The following is a 17073-nucleotide window of genomic DNA, read 5'->3' as shown; positions in this document are numbered from 1 at the left end:
TCGTACGGGAGGATCCGTTCGTACGGGAGGATCCGTTCGTACGGGAGGCGGCCTTGCGGAGGGAGACCGTCGGCGTCGACTCCCGGCCGCCGGATTCCTCGCGCCGCCGGGTCTGGGGCTGCTGGCCGCCCGGCGTGTACCCGGCCGACAGTTTCGGCGTACGCCCGGTCGCCCGGAACGCCCGCAGCATCCGCTCCGCCTCGGTGGCGTCGAGGCGCCGCTCGGGATCGCGCTCCAGCAGGCCCCGTACGACGGGCAGGAGCGGCGCGGCCTGCGCCGGTGGCCGTACCTCGTCGATCACGACGGCGTGCAGGATGCCGCCCAACGAGTCGCGCCGGAACGGTGATTCGCCGCTCAGGGCCGCGCAGAGCAGCGCGCCGAGCGACCACAGGTCGGACTCCGGACCGGTTCTGGCCCCGGACATCCGTTCGGGCGCGGTGTACTCGGGCGAGCCGACGAAGGAACCGGTCTCGGTGAGCGTGGTCGCGCCCGCGACCTGGGCGATCCCGAAGTCGGTGAGGACGATCCGGTCGGTGCCGTCCTCCAGGAGCACGTTCGCGGGCTTGACGTCCCGGTGCAGGACACCGGCGGCGTGAGCCGTGCCCAGGGCGCCGAGCAGGGCGATGCCGATCCGGGCGGCCTCGTCGGCGTCGACGGGCCCCTGCCGGGAGATCCGGTCGGCGAGCGAGCCGCCGTCGATCAGCTCCATGACGATGTACGGGCGTTCGTCGTCCTCGACGACGTCGTGCACGACGATGATGTGCGGGTGGTGCAACTGGGCGACCGCGCGCGCCTCGCGCAGCGTACGGTCGCGCCGCAGCCGGGCCTCGTCCGTCGCGAGGGAGTTGTCCGGCGTCAGTTCCTTGACCGCGACCCGGCGTTCGAGGAGCTGGTCGGTCGCCCGCCAGACGACGCCCATACCGCCCCGGCCGAGTCTCGCCTCCAGGCGGTAGCGCCCGGCGATCACTCGGAAGCTCTGCCCCTCGGTCCCCATGAGCCTCATCATGCCGCACCGGAGGACGGGGCTCCGGGACGGTGGGCGACTGATGACCGACATCCGCCGTACCGGCCGTACCGGGCCCTCGGGGCAGGGGCCACGGTCACCCGGACTTCGGCCGCCATCCGCGCAGCACCACCGTGAACCGCTCGTTCGCGGTCGCCCAGTCGGCCGCCGGGGCGGACATGTAGATGACGTACTCGGCTCCGTCCAGGCCGAGATACGCCTGTTCGACGGCCCGCCGCGGCCCCGGGAAAGCCGAGTCCTTGGCCAGGGCGGTCCAGGTGAAGTCCCAGAGCGCGCCCTTGCGGTCGCGGTAGACGTTCGACTCCAGGCTCACCCTGCGGTACTCGCTGAGCCGCTTGAGCTGCCGTTCCAGGTCGAGCTGGTGGAGATAGGGGTCGTCGAAGTCCGGGGACTCGTCGATGGCGACGCGCAGGAAGTGCTCCCCGCCGTCGGGCGAGTAGTCGATCTGGCCGTTCGTCGCCGTCCGCGTCCAGCCCTTGGGCAGCGGGAGGCTGAAACCGGCCGGATCGTCGACGCGCACCCAGCCCTTCGGCAGGGAAGACGCGGTGGCAGGGCCGGAAGGCGTCCCGGAACCCGGGCCGGAGCCTGATCCGGGGGCAGGGGCGGAGGAATCGTCCGAGGGGTCGGCCCCGGCGTTCCCCGCTCCCTGATCCGACTGATCCCCCCGAGTCCCCGGAGTCCCCTGAGTCCCCTGAGTCCACGGGTTCCACGGGCTCCACTGGTGCAGCGCGACCGCTCCGCCCCCGCCGAGGAGTACGACGAGCGCGGCGGCGAGGGCGGTCGTACGGCCCCGGCGGGGCGGCCGGCCCGGGGCGGCGGGGCCGGTGACGGTCTCCTGCCGCGCCGTGTCGGCGCCGGCCGTCGCCCCGACCATCCGGAAGGTGCCGACCTCACCCGGTGCGGGCGCCCGCACCGACCCGTCGTACTGCGTCGGCACGTAATGCTGGGCCACGCCGGGCGCTCGCCCCTCCGCCGCCTCCGCGAGCATCCGTTCGGCCTCGGCCGCTCTGGGCCGCAGGGCGGGATCCTTGAGGAGCAGCGCCGTGATGACGGGCCCGAGCGGACCGGCGTGGCGCGGCTCGGCGGGCTCGTCCTCGACGACCGCCTGCATGGTGGTCAGCGGGGAGGTGCGGCGGAACGGGGACCGGCCCTCGACCGCCGTGTACAGCGTGGCGCCGAGCGCCCACAGGTCGGAGGACGGTCCGGGGGCCTCGCCGCGCAGCCGTTCCGGGGCGAGATAGTCGACCGACCCGACGATCTCTCCCGTACGGGTGATGGTCGTGTCCCCCTCGACCTGGGCTATGCCGAAGTCGGTGAGCAGGACACGGCCGTCCTGGGAGAGGAGTACGTTGCCGGGCTTGACGTCCCGGTGCAGTACACCGGCGGTGTGCGCGGCGGTCAGCGCGCGCAGCACCCACAGGCCGATCCTGGCGGCCTCGCACGGCTCGACCCGGCCGGTGTCCTTGACCTCGTCGGCCAGCGAGTTGCCCTCGACCAGCTCCATCACGATCCAGGGCCGGCCGTCGTGGTCGAGCACGTCGTGCAGGGTGACGACGGCGGAGTGGTTGATCCGCGCCGCCGCGCGCGCCTCGGCCCGGGTACGGGCGAGCAGGACGGCCTTCTCGCTCTCCGACACGTACAGCGAGGCCGTCAACTCCTTGACGGCGACGGCACGGTGCAACAGCTCGTCGTGCGCACGCCACACCCGGCCCATGCCACCGCTGCCGATGACATCGACGAGCCGGTAGCGCCCCGCGAGGAGCTGACCCTGCATCTGATTCACGTTTCCCCGCAATGGTCTTGACAGGGGCAAGACTAAGGAGCGCCCTCCCCCGAGGGAACCGCAGGGGCCCCTACGGGGACAGCCCTGTGACGGTTCTGCCCGCCGGTACACCGACCCGTCCGCCCGGCGGGCAGGTCCGCGCGGTCAGCCGGTGGGCCGATAGGTCGCCGACGCCTGCTCGTACAGCCGGGTCACCTCGTCCCGCTCGGCCTCCGGCCCGCGCAGTTGGACCACGTGGTACCGCCCGTCGACGACTATCGCGAGATTGCGTACGAACACCTCGCCGCCGGAGCTGTTCTGCCAGGTGAACTGCCCCTCGGCCATGGTCCGTCCGCCCACATCGATGGTCCGCATCCCGCTGGACGTGGCCCAGGTCGAGTCGCGGAACGGCTGCAACTCGTACTCCCGCTCCCGCTGGTACGTCATCGGGTCGGCGCCGTACTTCTTGGTGGTGTCCCGGCCCGGCACGACTATGAGCTGGAACGAGCCGTGCGAGTACACGACTTGGCCCTGCCCGTTCTTACCCGTCCGGTCCCAGCCGTCGGCGACGGCGACGCGGAAGCCCGCGGGGTCGTTGCGCACGGTGAACCCGGCGGCGGGCCCGTCGGCCGGCGGCGGCTCGGCCGAACCGGCCGGCGGGGAAGCGCTGTTGCCCTTCTCGCCACCGGGCGAGGTCTGCTCGGGCCGCGGTTCACTGCTCGCGTCGGGGGCGTCGGACGACTGCTCCGGCGTGGCACCGACCTCCCCGGCGGAACCGGTCCGCTCCCCGTCCCGCACTCCGTCGCTGCCGGCCTTCGGCATGAAGTACATGGCGTACGCGATCGCCCCGGCCAGGGCGAGCAGTATCAGGAGGAGCAGGTTGCGGCCCAGTCTGCGTGGGGCCCGCGGCTCCTGTCTGGCCCGCTTGTGCCGGCCGTGCGGTTCGGTCGCGGGCAGCCCTGCCCGGCGCCTGCGCACCAGCTCGCCCCGGCGCCTCACGATCGGCAGCCGGCGCGGATCGGTGGGCGGCGCGGCGACGACATGCGCACCGGCCTCCGGCTCGGGCGCCGAGCGGACGAGGGAGCGCAGCCAGCCGTTCAGCTCCTCGAAGTCGAGCCGCTCGGTGGGGTCCTGACGCAGCAGCGACTCCACGACGGGCCTGAGCGGCCCGCACTCCTCAGCGAAGGCGGGCGGCTCGGCACACACCAACTGCACCAGCTCGGCCGTCGACTCCTCGGGGTAGGGCGCATGCCCCTGCACGGCCCTGAAGAGCAGCGCGCCGAGCGCCCACAGGTCGTCCGACGGCTCGGGGCGCGCGCCGTGGGCCTGTTCGGGCGAGGCGTACGAGGGTGCGCCGATCCGGGACGCGGGCGTGGCGCCGGCCAGGCCGAAGCCGGTCACCACGACCGGGCCCTGGTCCCGTACGAACACCTGGCCGGGGGAGAGTTCGGCGTGCACGATGCCCTCGCCGTGCGCCGCCTCCAGCACGTCGAGCACTTCGAGGGCGATACGCGCCGCCCGCACGTAGTTGAACGTGCCCTGCCGTTCGAGGAGTTCACTGAGCGGGGTGCCGTCGATCCACTTGGCGACCGTCCACAGGGTGCCGAACTCCTCGGTCATGTCGGTCACGGTGCCCACCCGGCCGGGCAGCATCAGCCCGAGGATCTCGGACGCGCGCGTGACCCGCGCGATCACCCGGCGGGCGGTCTGGTCCCGGGGATCGGGCGGGAGCTGGATCTGCGTGAGGACGACCGGGCGCTCGGCCGCGGTGTCCTCGCCGTACCAGCAGACCCGGTTCGTTTCACGATCGACGACATCGAGGAGTCGGTACCTGCCGGCCACCAACTCGTGTGTGGAGACGTTCGCCTTGACCATGACCATCCCTCGCTGAACACCTGACTCTCACCTTTCACAGTGGTACGAGGGGTACGACGTGGTCTGTTCAAATATTCTGCAACTCCCGGGCCCGATTCTCCTTTTATTCATCTGCGGCGAGCGGGAGGACGAGGAAATGGGGGAATCCACCGGCCTTGAGATGCGGGCCCTCAGTGCGGCTGGGCCTTCTGCGGAGTCACCTCGCTCGGCCGTACGACGACGAATCCCTCGCCCTGGAGCATCAGTTGGGCGGCCTCGCCGGAACCGCCGCGCAGCATCGACCCGAAGGACTGCGAACGGTGCAGCGACGTCTGGAGACTGGCCGTCCACCCCACGACGGCGTCCGTGTCGACGTACACCGGATACTGCGGCGACACCGGTATCACCAGCGGGTTGCCCTCGCAGACCAGCCCGAGCCGCCCCTGCCCGGTGAACACGCTGTTGAACAGGCCCCCGCCGCTGATGCCCGCCCCCTTCACCGTCTTGATCTCGTACGTCAGCGACGCGTCGAAACACAGCACGTTGCGGCCGTTGACCGTGAAGACGTCACCCGGGTCGATCTCGACGATGAAGCAGTTCTGCGCCTCGTGCGCGAACCAGGCCTCGCCCTGACCGCGCACCGCCATCAGGGGCAGGCCCTCGCCCGTGACGGCACGCTTCAGCATGCCGCCGACACCCTGCCCCTTGCGCTCGAACTGGAGGTTGCCCCGGAAGGCGATCATCGAGCCCTGCCGGGCGAACATCTCGCCGTTCACGGCGTACTTGATGGACTTGGCGTTCTCGGCGGTCATGCCGGGCGCTGTGGCCGGCTGCACCATGTGCTCACTGGAAAAGAGGTCACCCTTCATACGGGCATCGTGTCCCGGAGGGTGCGTGTTCCGCCAGGAGAACGCGCGGAAACGACAGAACCCGGCCAAAGGAAGCCGCAGGGCCCCCAGTTGTCCGGAGGCGGGTGGTCGGCGGCGCCGCCGACGCTACGTTGTAGGGCGGGGCCGACCACGGTTCCCCGCGAGGAGGTTGCCCGGTGACGCAGGACTCGTCCGCCCCCGGCGCGCAGACGCCGGAGAAGATCGACACGACGGTGCCGCACTCGGCCCGGATCTGGAACTACTGGCTCGGCGGCAAGGACAACTACCCCGTCGACCACCGGGCGGGCGACGCCTTCCGCGAGATCTTCCCCGGCATCACCGACCTCGCGGGCGACTCCCGCGCCTTCCTCGGCCGCGCCGTGCGCCGGCTCGCCGGTGAGGCCGGGATCCGCCAGTTTCTCGACATCGGCACCGGACTGCCCACGGCGGACAACACCCACGAGATCGCCCAGCGGGTGGCCCCCGACGCCCGCATCGTCTACGTGGACAACGACCCACTCGTCCTGGCCCACGCCGAGGCCCTGCTCACCAGCTCCCCCGAGGGCGTGACCGACTACGTCGACGCCGATCTGCACGACCCCGGCACCGTTCTGCGGGAAGCGGCGCGCACCCTGGACCTCAGCCGCCCGGTCGCCCTCACCCTGATACAGGTCAGCGGGCACATCGCCGACTACGACGAGGCGCGGGCCGTCGTCCGCACGCTGATGGACGGCCTGCCGTCGGGCAGTTACCTCGCCTTCAACGACAGCGTGGACACCAACAAGGCCAACGCCGAGGCCACCCGGCTCTACAACGAGAGCGGGGCCGCCCCCTACCGTCTGCGCAGCCCGGACCAGCTGGCCGGATTCTTCGAGGGCCTGGAGCTGCTGGCCCCCGGTGTCGTCCCCATCACCGACTGGCACCCCGACCCCGGGACGGCCCCCGCGACCGGAGAGGTGATCGCCCTGGGCGGGGTCGCCCGCAAGCCGTAGGCGGGCGGGCGCGGCCCGCCGGGAAGGACGTTCGGACCGCCGCGGTTCCCCCGGCCGGCCGACGCCCGCCGACGCCCGCCGACCGGGGACAATCGCTACTCCTCCTCTACGCGCACCAGGTGCACAGCCGTGCTGGACCAGTCGCCCGGCGCGAGGTCGAGCCGCAGCCCGTACTCGCCGAGCACGTTCGCGTGGTGGACGGCACCCGTGCCCGCGTCCCGGTACCGGGCACCGGGCGTCAGGCCCCGCAGCCGCACCGGAATCCGGGGGAGACCGTGCCGGGGCCCGTACCTGAAGCCCAGCACCAGGGCCTCCGCCGCGTCCTCGCCGACGTACTGCACGACCGTCGGCTCCTCGCCGAGCGGCCCCGACAGCCGGTACAGCTCACCGTGCTGCGCCAGATGCCGCACCTTCTTGTAGTCGGCGACCAGCTCCGCGCCCTCCGCGAGCTCCTCCTCGGACCAGCGGGTGAGGTCGCCGCCGATGCCGAGCAGCCCGCACATCGCCGCGTGGAATCGGAACCGCAGCGGCACCGAACGCGCGGTGAGCTGGTTGGGGACGTCGGTCACCCACGCCGACATGGCCCGCGCCGGATACACCTGCCCGAAGCCGTGCTGGATCACCAGCCGGTCCACCGCGTCCGTGTTGTCGGACGTCCACGCCTGGTCCGTACGGGAGAGGATGCCGAGGTCGATCCGGCCGCCGCCGCCACTGCACGTCTCCACCCGCAGCCCCGGATGGTCGGCGCGCAGCCGGTCGATGACGCCGTACAGGTTCGTCACGTACCGCGTCCACAGCCGGTCGTTGCCGTCCCGCAGCTCCGGCCAGCCCGACTCGCCGAAGGCGCGGTTCATGTCCCACTTGAGGAAGTCGACCCCGTGGTCCCCGACCAGCCGGGTCAGCCAGCCGTACGCCCAGTCCGCCACGTCGTCCCGCGCGAAGTTCAGGACGAGCTGGTTGCGCATCTCGGTACGGGCCCGGCCGGGAACGTGCAGCACCCAGTCGGGGTGCTCGCGGTACAGCGCGCTGTCCGGGTTCACCATCTCCGGCTCGACCCAGATCCCGAACCGCATCCCCAGCCGGTGCACGGAGTCGGCCAGCGGGCCGAGCCCCTCCGGGAAACGCTCCGGAGTCGGCGTCCAGTCGCCCAGCCCCGCCCGGTCACTGCGCCGCGCCCCGAACCAGCCGTCGTCGACGACATACAGCTCGACCCCGAGCAGGGCGGCCCGCTCGGCCAGCGCCTTCTGGCTCGCCTCGTCGACGTCGAAACCGGTGGCCTCCCACGAGTTGTAGAGCACCGGCGCCAACTCCCGTGCCCGGGGCAGCACATGGGTCGTGGTGTACGCGTGCCAGGCGCGGCTCGCCGCCCCGAACCCGCCGTCCACGCACAGCCCGGCGAACACCGGCGTCGTGAACTCCTCGCCCGGCGCGAGCGGAACACTCGTACCCTCATGCCCGGCGCCGCCGGTGAACCCGGCCAGCCCGTCGGGGGTGCGCTGCGCGGTGATGCGCCAACTCCCGCTCCAGGCAAGGGCGGCGCTCCACACCCGGCCGTGCTCCTCCGTCGCCCCGCCCGCGTCGACCATCACCCACGGGTTGGCGTGATGGCTGGTGATACCGCGCCGGCTGGTCAGCACCGTTTCGCCGAACGGCATTGTGTCGCGCCGCAGTTGGCTCTCCGCCGACCACTGGCCGGTGACATGGCTGAGCCGGTAGTCGCGCAGCGGCGGCAGCGTCCAGGCGGCCGAGTCGGCGCGCAGCAGGTCGACGCGTTCGTCACCGGCGTTGCGTATCACCGTCCGGCGCTCGATGACATCCGTGTCGGCGCGGACGGTGTAGTGCAGCGCGACATCGAGGGGGTGGAGACGGTCACGGAATTCCAGCACCAACTCACTCACCCCGGGCGCCGGTTCGAGGACCCGGTGACCGGTCGGTACCCACTCGAAGCCACGGGAGGAGTCCGCGTAGCGCACCTGGAGCGAGGGCGGGCCGTAGCGGGTGCCGCCGTCCACGGGGAGTTCCTCGCCCACCGCGGGCCGGCCCTCGAAGCTGCTCGCCGTGTCCTGCGCCGGGACGACCAGCGCGCCCGCCTCCGCCAGCGTCAGCCGCGGCCCCCACGCGAGATGACACGGCGCGCCGGTCTCGTCGATCCGCAGCGCGTACGACGTGCGCGGTGTGGTCAGCAGCCAGACCCCGGTGTCCGGGGAGTGGGAGATCAGCGGCATGGTGCCTCACGTTCGTGGAACTGGCGTTGCCCGGCGAAGCCGGGAGCGACCATGGATCATGTGTCAGTGGGATGCCTGTATCGGGCTTTCGCAAGTCTAGATGCCACTGACGAGATAATTCATCCCTTCGATGCTTCTTTCATTGACAGAGGAAAATAAGAGACCTAGGTTCCGGGACATGCCACCGCCCTTCCCTGTCGAGGCGTTCCCGGCCCGCACGCCGGCCGCCTCGCAGATCTTCACCACGGTGCTGTCCCACGGCCCCCTCACCCGCGCCGACGTCGCCCGGCGCGCGGGGCTGTCCGCCGCCGCCGTCACGAAGGCGGTGCGCCCGCTGATCGAGGCCGGCTATCTGGTCGAGGACGCGGTCGAGGACGCGGGGACCGAGACCCGGCCCGCGCTGGGGCGCCCCGCGAACCTCGTACGGGTCGACGCCGGACGGGCGCTGTTCATCGGCGTCAAGATCACCGGCGACGAGATCTTCGGCGTGCTCACCGATCTGTGCTGCCGCATCCGGGTCGCCCGGAACTTCCCGCTGACCGCCCGTGCGCCCGGAGCGGTGCTGGCCTCGGTGGCCGAGCTGGCGGGGGAACTGCTCACCGAGGCGGACGGCTTCGGGGTGCCCGTGCTGGGCTGCGGGATCGCCGTCTCCGGCGAGGTCGACCGTGCCGAGGGCGCCGTGCGCTACTCGCCGTTCCTCGACTGGCGTGACGTACCGCTCGCCGAACTCGCCGCCATGACCACGGGGCTGCCCGTCACGGTCGACAACGACGTGCGTGCGCTCACCGTCGCCGAGCAGTGGTTCGGCGCGGGGGCCGGGCTGTCCGACTTCGCGGTGGTGACCGTCGGCGCGGGCATCGGCTGCGGACTCGTGGTCCACGGGCGCGTGGTGTCGGGGGTGCACGGAGTGGCCGGTGAGATCGGGCACGTCGTCGTCGATCCGGCGGGCCCGCCCTGCCACTGCGGCCGGCGCGGCTGCCTCCAGGCGTTCGCGGGGGACGCGGAGATCGTCGCCCGGGTCCGCGAGGCCACGGGCACCCCGGTCACCGACAGCGCCGGGGCCCTCGCCCTGGCCCACGCGGGCCACCCCGGAGCACGCGAGGTGTACGCGCGGGCCGGTGAGGCGATCGGCCGGGGCATCGCCACCGTGGCCAACCTGCTGGGCCCCGAACGCGTGATCATCTCCGGTGAGGGGCTGGCCGCGTACGACCTGTTCGCCGGCCAGATCCGCGACGCGTTCACCGCCGCCGCCTTCGGCTCGGCCGCCCGCTGCGAACTGCTGACCCGGCCGCTCTCCTTCGACGAGTGGGCGCGCGGGGCGGCGGCGACGGCGATCGGGTCGTTCGTCAGGGCGGACCGGTAGCCGGTGCCGGTGGCCGACAGCCGAGGGCAGACCCTCGCGACCGGGCGGGGCCCGGTTGCCAGGGCGGGTACGGTCCCGGGCCCGCCCCGCTCGATCACGCCCGCCGAGGCCTGCGGCTCGTGGCGCTCTGCCTGGCCGGGATGTGGGAGGCGGTGGGCAGGGCCCGCCGTCAGGGCGTGTACGGGTCCCGGTCTGCCCCGGTCGAGTTCTGCGGGGTGTCGGGATCAGCCTCGCGCGGTAGGCGACAGCCACCGCCTTCAACGGCTCGTGGCGCGTTCTGCTCGGCCAGGACGTGGGAGACGGTGGGCAGATTCTCGCCGTCAGGGCGCGTCCGGTGCCGGGGCCGCCCCGTCCGTGTCCGTCGAGGCCGTCGGGATCAGTCCCTCCCGGTAGGCGACCGCCACCGCCTCCCCTCGGCTCGCGGCGCCCAGCTTGGCCAGGATGTTGGAGACGTGGACGCTGGCCGTCTTGCCGCTGATGAACAGTTCCTCGCCGATCTGGCGGTTGCTGCGGCCAAGGGCGAGCAGTCGCAGCACGTCCTGCTCGCGGGCTGTGAGGGGCGTCGTGGTGGGTCCGGAATCCTCGGTGGGGGAGGGGTCCGTCAGCCGGCCTCGGCGGATCAGGGCGTCCAATTCCCGGAGCAGGGGCGCCGCCCCCAGCCGTACCGCCGTCTCGCGCGCCGCGCGGGCCTGCTCGGCCGCCTCCGTACGGAGGCCGTCGGCCAGCAGCGCCTCGGCGAACCGTCTTCCGCAGCGTGCCTGTTCGTAGACGTCGCCGAAGCCGAACCCCGTGACCGCCCGCTCCCACGCGCCGGTGGCGGGAGCGGCCGTCGTGCGCAGCCACTCCGCCTCGGCCCGGGCCAGCCACGCGGCCCCCTCCGGGCCCTGCGGGGCGCCGTCGCGGCCGATGGCGCCACGGGAGCGGGCCAGTTCCAGCAGTTCGGCCGCCGTGTCCGTCCAGCGACGCGTCCCCGCCTCGTCGCCGGACCGGCGGAGACGGGCGGTGGTGTCGGCGACGGCGGCCAGCGCGAGCGCCGCGAGCCGGACCGCGACCTCCGGACGGTTCCCGGCGTCGTCGGTGAGCGCCTTCACCGTGGTGTGCACGCGCTCCACGGCCGCTGCGGCGTCCCCCGCCAGCGCGGCGGCGTCCGTGAGCACGATGCCCGCGACCAGCGTGGACGTCCAGTCGAACGGCCCGTCGAGCAGGGCTCGGGCACGGTCGGCGGCGCCCAGGTCACCGCGTGCCAGGGCCACGTACAGCGAGGGCCCCGACACATAACCGGCGGTCGAGGAGAGCACCTCGCCGTCGGTCGCCGCCGCCCGGACGCACTCGTCCCAGCGGCCCAGTGTGTACAGCACCAGGGACCGCAGGTAGCGCATCTCCCGGGGATACGGCGAGGAGAGGAGACCCGCGCGGCGCGCCCGCTCCAGGCCCTCGGAGAGCCACGGCAGGCACTCCTCCACCAGACCGGACTCGAAGCAGCCGATCGCGAGATTGAACAGCGCACGCAGCTCCACCGGCGGACACTCCGCCCGCCGGGCCAGTTCACGGGCCTCCCGGAACCGCTCACGGGCCTCCGGCGTGCTGCGGCCCCCCGCTTCGAGACCGGCCACGGAGATCATGAGATCGGCCTGCGCGTCGAGGGCATGCAGCTCCTCGGCGACGGACAGGGCCTGCCGGGCCACCCGGAGCGCGGTGTCGTTGTCGCCCATCTGCCGTGCCGCCATGACATGGGTGGCCGCCGCCCACACCCAGGTCCGCGAGGGCGGCTCGACGGGGATCAGGGCGAGCGCCTCCTTGCTGTAGGCGAACGCAGCCGACAGATGGTCGATGTCCATGAGGTTGTCGGCGAGCGTGTAGCGGACGCGGGCCGCGAGTTCGGCGTCCGCGTCCCGGCCGACCCCGGCGAGCGCCGCCCGGGTGAGCGACACCGCGCGGTGCGACTCCCCGGCGTGCGCCGCCGCGGCGGACGCCCGCAGCATCAGCGTCACCTTGTCCGGGCCCTCGCCCGTGGGACGGGCATCGGCCGCCACCGCCGGCCAGAGGTCGAGGACGGCCTCCAGGTGCCGCAGCTCCTCGGCGGGCGCGCCGACGCGAGCGGCGTGATCGGCGGCCTCCAGGGACGCCGTGAGCGCCTCGGCCAGGTCGTGGCTCTCCCGGTAGTGGTGGGCGCGCTCAGCGGCGCTCTCGGCGGGGCGGCCCCGCCCGGCCAGCAGCCGCGCGAACGCCCCGTGCAGCCGCGACCGCTCGCCCGGCAGCAGATCGGCGTAGACGGCCTCCCGGGCGAGCGCGTGCCGGAAGGAGTACGTGTCACCCGTACCCGGGACGAGGAGCTGCCGTTCGACGGCCTCGCGCAGCGCCGCCTCCAGGTCGTCCTGCGGCAGCCGGACGGCGTCGCTCAGCAGCTCGTGCTCGACGCGCCGCCCCGCGACCGCGGCCGTACGCACCACCTGCTGGGCGGTTTCCGACAGTTGCTCGAAGCGGATCAGGAGCACGTCGGCGAGACCGCTGGGCACACCGCCGGACTCCGCGTCGGTGGCCGCGAGCAGTTCCTCCGCGTAGAACGCGTTGCCCTCGGCCCGCTCGACGATCCGGCGGACGGTCGTGTCGGGCAGTGGCCCCTCGCGCAGGGCCCGCACCAGCCGGGCGACCTCGGCGTCGGCCATGGGCCGCAGTTCCAGCCGCTCCACGGCGGGCAGCCGCACCAGCTCGGCGAGGAGCGGGCGCAGCGGGTGGCGGCGATGGAGATCGTCCGCGCGGTACGACGCGAACACCGCGAGCCGGTGGCCGGGCGCCCCGCCCGTGGACCCCTGGAGCACGCCCCGGCTGAGCAGGAAACGCAGCAGGTCCCGGGAGGACTGGTCGGCCCAGTGCAGGTCCTCCAGGACGAGCAGCAGCGGAGCGACCTCGGTGACGGCGGTCAGCAGCCCGGCCATCCCCTCGAACAGCCGCAGCCGCAGCCGCCCGCCGGCGTCCCGCACGCCCTCCTCCGCGCCGCCGCCGAGCAGCCGCCCGACCGCGGGATGCGCGGCGAACGCCTCCGCGAACCGTTCGTCGGCCGCCAGTACCCCCAGGATCTCGGTGAACGGCAGATACGGCAGGCCGACGTCACCGAGATCGACACAGTGCCCGGTGAGCACGGTCATCCCGCCGGCGGCGGCCCGCCCGGCCACCTCCGCCAGCACCCGTGTCTTGCCCACCCCGGCGTCCCCGGCGATGAGCACGGCACGCGGCTCACGGACCCGGGCACGGCCGAGCACGTCCGAGAGACGGGTCAGCTCGTCCTCGCGGCCGATGAGCGGGGTGTCGAACAGGTTCTGCGGCACGAGGGAATCCTGTCACGCACCACTGACAGCCTCGACCGACGAGCCACCGCCGGCCTCGGCCGCACGGCTCTCAGCGCAGTGTCTCCGCCCAGTTCGCCGGGACGCGTCCCGCCGGTCCCGGGGCCGGCTGGTCGGCCGGACGGGAGGCCGGGGGAGCGAGCGACGGGCCGCTCTCGAACAGCTCGGACGTCTCGAAGTTCCAGAACCAGGCCTCGCCGGGCTCGTAACTGCGGATCACCGGGTGACCGGTGTCCTTGAAGTGGCCGCTGGCGTGCTTGGCGGGCGAGTCGTCGCAGCAGCCGATGTGGCCGCACTGGGCGCAGCGCCGCAGATGGAACCACCACCCGCCGACGGCGTCGCACTCGACGCATCCGGCACCACTGGGCGGGACGCTGGGGTCGATTCCGGTGTCCTTGGTCATGAGGGCTCCTGGGCCGGTTCGGCGTCCCCGGCGGGGTCGGGTGCGGTGTCGGTGTCGGGGTCGGTGGCGGTGAGGGGGAGCAGCACCTGGAAGCGGGTGTCGCCGGGGACGGACTCGACCTTCAGGTCACCGTGGTGCTTGTTGACGACGATCCGCCAGGAGATGTCGAGCCCGAGACCCGTGCCCTCGCCCACCGGTTTCGTGGTGAAGAACGGGTCGAAGATCCGGCCCCTGATCTCCGCCGGCACCCCCGGGCCGGTGTCGCGGAACTCCACCAGCAGCCGGTCGTGCACCAGCGCCGTCCGGACCGTCAGCGTCCCTTCGCCGCCCGCGCTGTTGATGGCGGAGACCGCGTTGTCGATCAGGTTGGTCCACACCTGGTTCAGCTCGGCGGGATAGGCGGGAATCCTCGGCAGCGAGAGGTCGTAGTCCTTCACGACCTCGACGCGCGAACCCATCTTCCCCGACAGCATCAGCAGCGTGCTGTCGAGGAGTTCGTGCACGTCGGCGACCTGGTAAGGAGCGCGGTCGAGCTGCGAGTACTGCTTGGCGGCGCCCACGAGGTGAGAGATCCGGGTGGTGGAGTCCTCGATCTCGGACATCAGCAGCTCGGTCTCGACCGTGTAGTTGAGCCACCCGATGGCACCCGGGAGGATCTCCGCGTCGACGGCCGCCGCGACCTGCTCCAGCCAGTCGACGTCGAGGCCGCCCTGCACGAAGGTCGGCGCGATCTGCCAGCCGCCCTGGATTCCGTGGTCGTCGAGCCAGTCGGAGACCTCGTCCTCCCGGTCGGACGCCTCCAGCGGGCTCAGCGTCTGCGCCTTGGCGACCCGCTCGGCCGTCCGTTCCTGGATGTCGACCAGCGCCTTCAGGGCGTCGCGCTGGTAGGGGCCCGAGGCGATGATGCCGAGCTTCTGCCGCATATGGGCCACCCGGTCCCGCAGCGACGAGGTGGCCCGTACGGCCGCGGCGGCCGGGTTGTTGAGCTCATGGGTCAGCCCGGCGGACAACGAGCCCAGCGCGAGCAGCCGTTCACGCTGCCCGACGGCCCGCTGCGTGCTCTGCGAGCCGAGGAACAGCCCCTCCAGGAGATGGACCGCCATCGGGAACCACTCGTGCATGATCGCCGCGAACGAGTCGGCGGGCAGCACGAAGAACCGGGTCGGCTCGGAGACCCGCACCGAGTTGCGGTACCGCTGCGGCTTCCGGTCCCCGAGATACGCCTGCACGGCTCCCGCGTACACCCCGGACTGGGACGTCCGGCTCACCTCGACGTCGTCGTTGCCCACCCGGCGCGACATGATGACCGTGCCCTCGATCATCACGTAGAAGCAGGTCGCCGGGTCGCCCTCGGTGAACACCGGCCCCGGGTCGAAGAGTTCGACCCGGCCCTCGCTGCACAGCCTGCCGAGCTGTTCGGCCGTCAGCTTCTCGAACAGGAACAGCGCCCCGATCTCCGCCGGGCTGCACGGCATCAGCCGGCCGCTCACGACTGCTCCAGATACCGGTGGACGAGCATCACGGCCATGGCTCCCTCTCCGACGGCGGACGCGACCCGCTTGGCGGACTCCGCGCGGGCGTCCCCGGCGACGAACACGCCGGGGATGTTGGTCTCCAGGTGGTACGGCGGCCGGTCCAGCTCCCAGTCGGCCGGTGGGCGTCCGTCGGCGGTCAGATCGGGTCCGGCGAGGATGAACCCGCGCTCGTCCCGCAGCACCGTGCCGTCCAGCCAGTCGGTCAGCGGGGCCGCGCCGATGAACACGAACAGCCACTGCGCGTCGACCAGTTCGGTCTGGCCGCTCGCCGTGTCGCGCAACGTCAACTGCTCCAGGTGGTCGCCGCCGTGCGCGGCCTCCACGACCGTGCCGGAGCGCACCGAGATGTTCGGCGACTCGGCGATCTGCTGGATCAGATAGTGCGACATCGACGCGGTGAGATCCGCCCCGCGCACCAGCAGCGTCACCGACTTGGCGCCCCTGGACAGGTACATCGCCGCCTGCCCGGCCGAGTTGGCACCGCCCACGATGTACACGTCGTGGCCCTGGCAGGCGGCGGCCTCGGTCAGCGCCGACCCGTAGAAGACCCCGCAGCCCGACAGATCGTCGGCCCCCGGAGCCTCCAGCTGCCGGTACGACACCCCGGTCGCCAGGATCACACTGTGCGCGGCGATCGCCGACCCGTCGGAGAACCGCACGAGCCGCGCCGCACCGCTCACCTCCAGACCGGTCACCTCGCGCGCGGAGAGGATCTCGGCGCCGAACTTCGTGGCCTGCCGCCGCGCCCGGTCGGTGAGCTGGGCGCCGGACACCCCGTCGGGGAAGCCCAGGTAGTTCTCGATCCGCGAACTCTGCCCGGCCTGCCCGCCGGTCGCCGACCGCTCCACGAGCACCGTACGCAGCCCCTCCGAGGCCCCGTACACGGCCGCGCCCAGCCCGGCCGGACCGCCGCCGATGACGACCAGGTCGTAGAAGTCGGCCGTGGGCGTCGTCGCCAGCCCCACTTGCGCGGCCAGCTCCGGCACCTCCGGCTCGACGAGCGCCGTACCGTCCGCCGTGATCACGACCGGCACCCGCTGCCCGTCCTGCCCGCAGGCCGCGAGCAGCCGCTGCCCCTCGGGTTCCTCGGTGGAGTACCAGCGGTACGGCACCTGGTTGCGGGCCAGGAACTCCCGTACGTCCGACGACCGCGCCGACCACCGGTGACCGACCACCTTGGTGCTCGGCACCGGCCGGAAGTCACTGCACCGCCACGCCTCCAGCAGATCGTCGAGGACGGGATACAGCTTCTCCTCGGGCGGATCCCAGGGCTTGAGCAGATAGTGGTCGAGATCGACGACGTTGATCGCGTCGATCGCCGCGTCGGTGTCCGCGTACGCGGTCAGCAGCACGCGCCGCGCGCCCGGATACACGTCCAGGGCCTGTTCGAGGAACTCGATGCCGTTCATCTGCGGCATCCGGTAGTCGGCCAGGATCACCGCCACCAGATCACCGCGCAGCTTCAGCTCCCGCAGCGCGTCCAGCGCGGACTCGCCGGACTCCGCGCGCACGACCCGGTACGACTCGCCGTAGCGCCGCCGCAGGTCACGGGCGACGGCCCGGGACACCCCGGGATCGTCGTCCACGGTCATGATGACGGTCCGCGCTGCGTCCGCGGCCTGTGCCATACGTCTCCACCCCGAGCGGTCGGAATCACCGGGCGACGTCAGCCCGCTGCCGCGCCGCCCCCGACCCATCGTAG

At 72.6% G+C, this 17073-nt stretch carries 11 protein-coding genes; 2 read left to right on the top strand and 9 right to left on the bottom strand.

The window, feature by feature from the left end; all coding sequences use genetic code 11:
• The 4 genes from AOK08_RS02065 to AOK08_RS02050 all read right to left on the bottom strand — a co-directional run.
• The coding region (locus AOK08_RS02065; RefSeq protein ID WP_241826776.1) for a serine/threonine-protein kinase at positions 1–994 on the bottom strand (994 nt) is incomplete at its 3' end.
• A gap of 106 nt (positions 995–1100) precedes the next feature.
• The gene (locus AOK08_RS02060) at positions 1101–2798 is read right to left on the bottom strand and encodes a serine/threonine-protein kinase (protein WP_055523034.1); all 1698 of its coding nucleotides are present in this window, start codon (positions 2796–2798) and stop codon (positions 1101–1103) included.
• A gap of 153 nt (positions 2799–2951) precedes the next feature.
• A complete protein-coding gene (locus AOK08_RS02055) occupies positions 2952–4661 on the bottom strand; it encodes a serine/threonine protein kinase (RefSeq protein WP_079053769.1) in 1710 nt (569 codons plus the stop codon).
• Positions 4662–4831: 170 nt separating this feature from the next.
• Entirely contained in the window at positions 4832–5509 is a 678-nt protein-coding gene (locus tag AOK08_RS02050) for an AIM24 family protein (protein ID WP_055523032.1), read from the bottom strand.
• 176 nt (positions 5510–5685) lie between these two features.
• On the opposite strand from AOK08_RS02050, the gene AOK08_RS02045 reads away from it, so the two are divergent.
• A complete protein-coding gene (locus AOK08_RS02045; RefSeq protein WP_055523029.1) occupies positions 5686–6501 on the top strand; it encodes an SAM-dependent methyltransferase in 816 nt (271 codons plus the stop codon).
• A 95-nt stretch (positions 6502–6596) separates the two neighbouring features.
• Here AOK08_RS02045 and AOK08_RS02040 read toward each other — a convergent pair whose 3' ends face one another.
• Complete coding sequence (locus AOK08_RS02040) at positions 6597–8726, bottom strand: alpha-galactosidase (protein ID WP_055523027.1); 2130 nt, start codon at positions 8724–8726, stop codon at positions 6597–6599.
• 178 nt (positions 8727–8904) lie between these two features.
• On the opposite strand from AOK08_RS02040, the gene AOK08_RS02035 reads away from it, so the two are divergent.
• Positions 8905–10089, top strand: a complete 1185-nt coding sequence (locus AOK08_RS02035; protein ID WP_055523025.1) for an ROK family transcriptional regulator — start codon at positions 8905–8907, stop codon at positions 10087–10089.
• Between the two features lie 320 nt (positions 10090–10409).
• Here AOK08_RS02035 and AOK08_RS02030 read toward each other — a convergent pair whose 3' ends face one another.
• The 4 genes from AOK08_RS02030 to AOK08_RS02015 form a co-directional block, all read right to left on the bottom strand.
• Positions 10410–13415, bottom strand: a complete 3006-nt coding sequence (locus AOK08_RS02030; RefSeq protein ID WP_055523023.1) for a helix-turn-helix transcriptional regulator — start codon at positions 13413–13415, stop codon at positions 10410–10412.
• Between the two features lie 70 nt (positions 13416–13485).
• The gene (locus AOK08_RS02025; protein WP_055523021.1) at positions 13486–13836 is read right to left on the bottom strand and encodes a UBP-type zinc finger domain-containing protein; all 351 of its coding nucleotides are present in this window, start codon (positions 13834–13836) and stop codon (positions 13486–13488) included.
• Complete coding sequence (locus AOK08_RS02020; RefSeq protein ID WP_055523019.1) at positions 13833–15326, bottom strand: ATP-binding protein; 1494 nt, start codon at positions 15324–15326, stop codon at positions 13833–13835. Before AOK08_RS02020 ends, AOK08_RS02025 begins: the two co-directional genes overlap by 4 nt.
• Entirely contained in the window at positions 15323–16999 is a 1677-nt protein-coding gene (locus tag AOK08_RS02015; protein ID WP_055523017.1) for an NAD(P)/FAD-dependent oxidoreductase, read from the bottom strand. The genes AOK08_RS02020 and AOK08_RS02015 overlap by 4 nt, the downstream gene beginning before the upstream one ends.
• Between the last annotated feature and the right edge of the window lie 74 nt (positions 17000–17073).

This window comes from Streptomyces graminilatus (assembly GCF_001418565.1).
In the GTDB taxonomy this organism is placed as follows: domain Bacteria; phylum Actinomycetota; class Actinomycetes; order Streptomycetales; family Streptomycetaceae; genus Streptomyces; species Streptomyces graminilatus.
This window is presented reverse-complemented; position numbering and strand designations above follow the sequence as displayed.

What these genes read in the sequence shown, in the direction of transcription:
- AOK08_RS02025 (WP_055523021.1), bottom strand. Translation starts at nt 13,836, where the DNA reads ATGACCAAGGACACCGGAATCGACCCCAGCGTCCCGCCCAGTGGTGCC.
- AOK08_RS02055 (WP_079053769.1), bottom strand. Translation starts at nt 4,661, where the DNA reads ATGGTCAAGGCGAACGTCTCCACACACGAGTTGGTGGCCGGCAGGTAC.
- AOK08_RS02060 (WP_055523034.1), bottom strand. Translation starts at nt 2,798, where the DNA reads ATGCAGGGTCAGCTCCTCGCGGGGCGCTACCGGCTCGTCGATGTCATC.
- AOK08_RS02015 (WP_055523017.1), bottom strand. Translation starts at nt 16,999, where the DNA reads ATGGCACAGGCCGCGGACGCAGCGCGGACCGTCATCATGACCGTGGAC.
- AOK08_RS02050 (WP_055523032.1), bottom strand. Translation starts at nt 5,509, where the DNA reads ATGAAGGGTGACCTCTTTTCCAGTGAGCACATGGTGCAGCCGGCCACA.
- AOK08_RS02035 (WP_055523025.1), top strand. Translation starts at nt 8,905, where the DNA reads ATGCCACCGCCCTTCCCTGTCGAGGCGTTCCCGGCCCGCACGCCGGCC.
- AOK08_RS02040 (WP_055523027.1), bottom strand. Translation starts at nt 8,726, where the DNA reads ATGCCGCTGATCTCCCACTCCCCGGACACCGGGGTCTGGCTGCTGACC.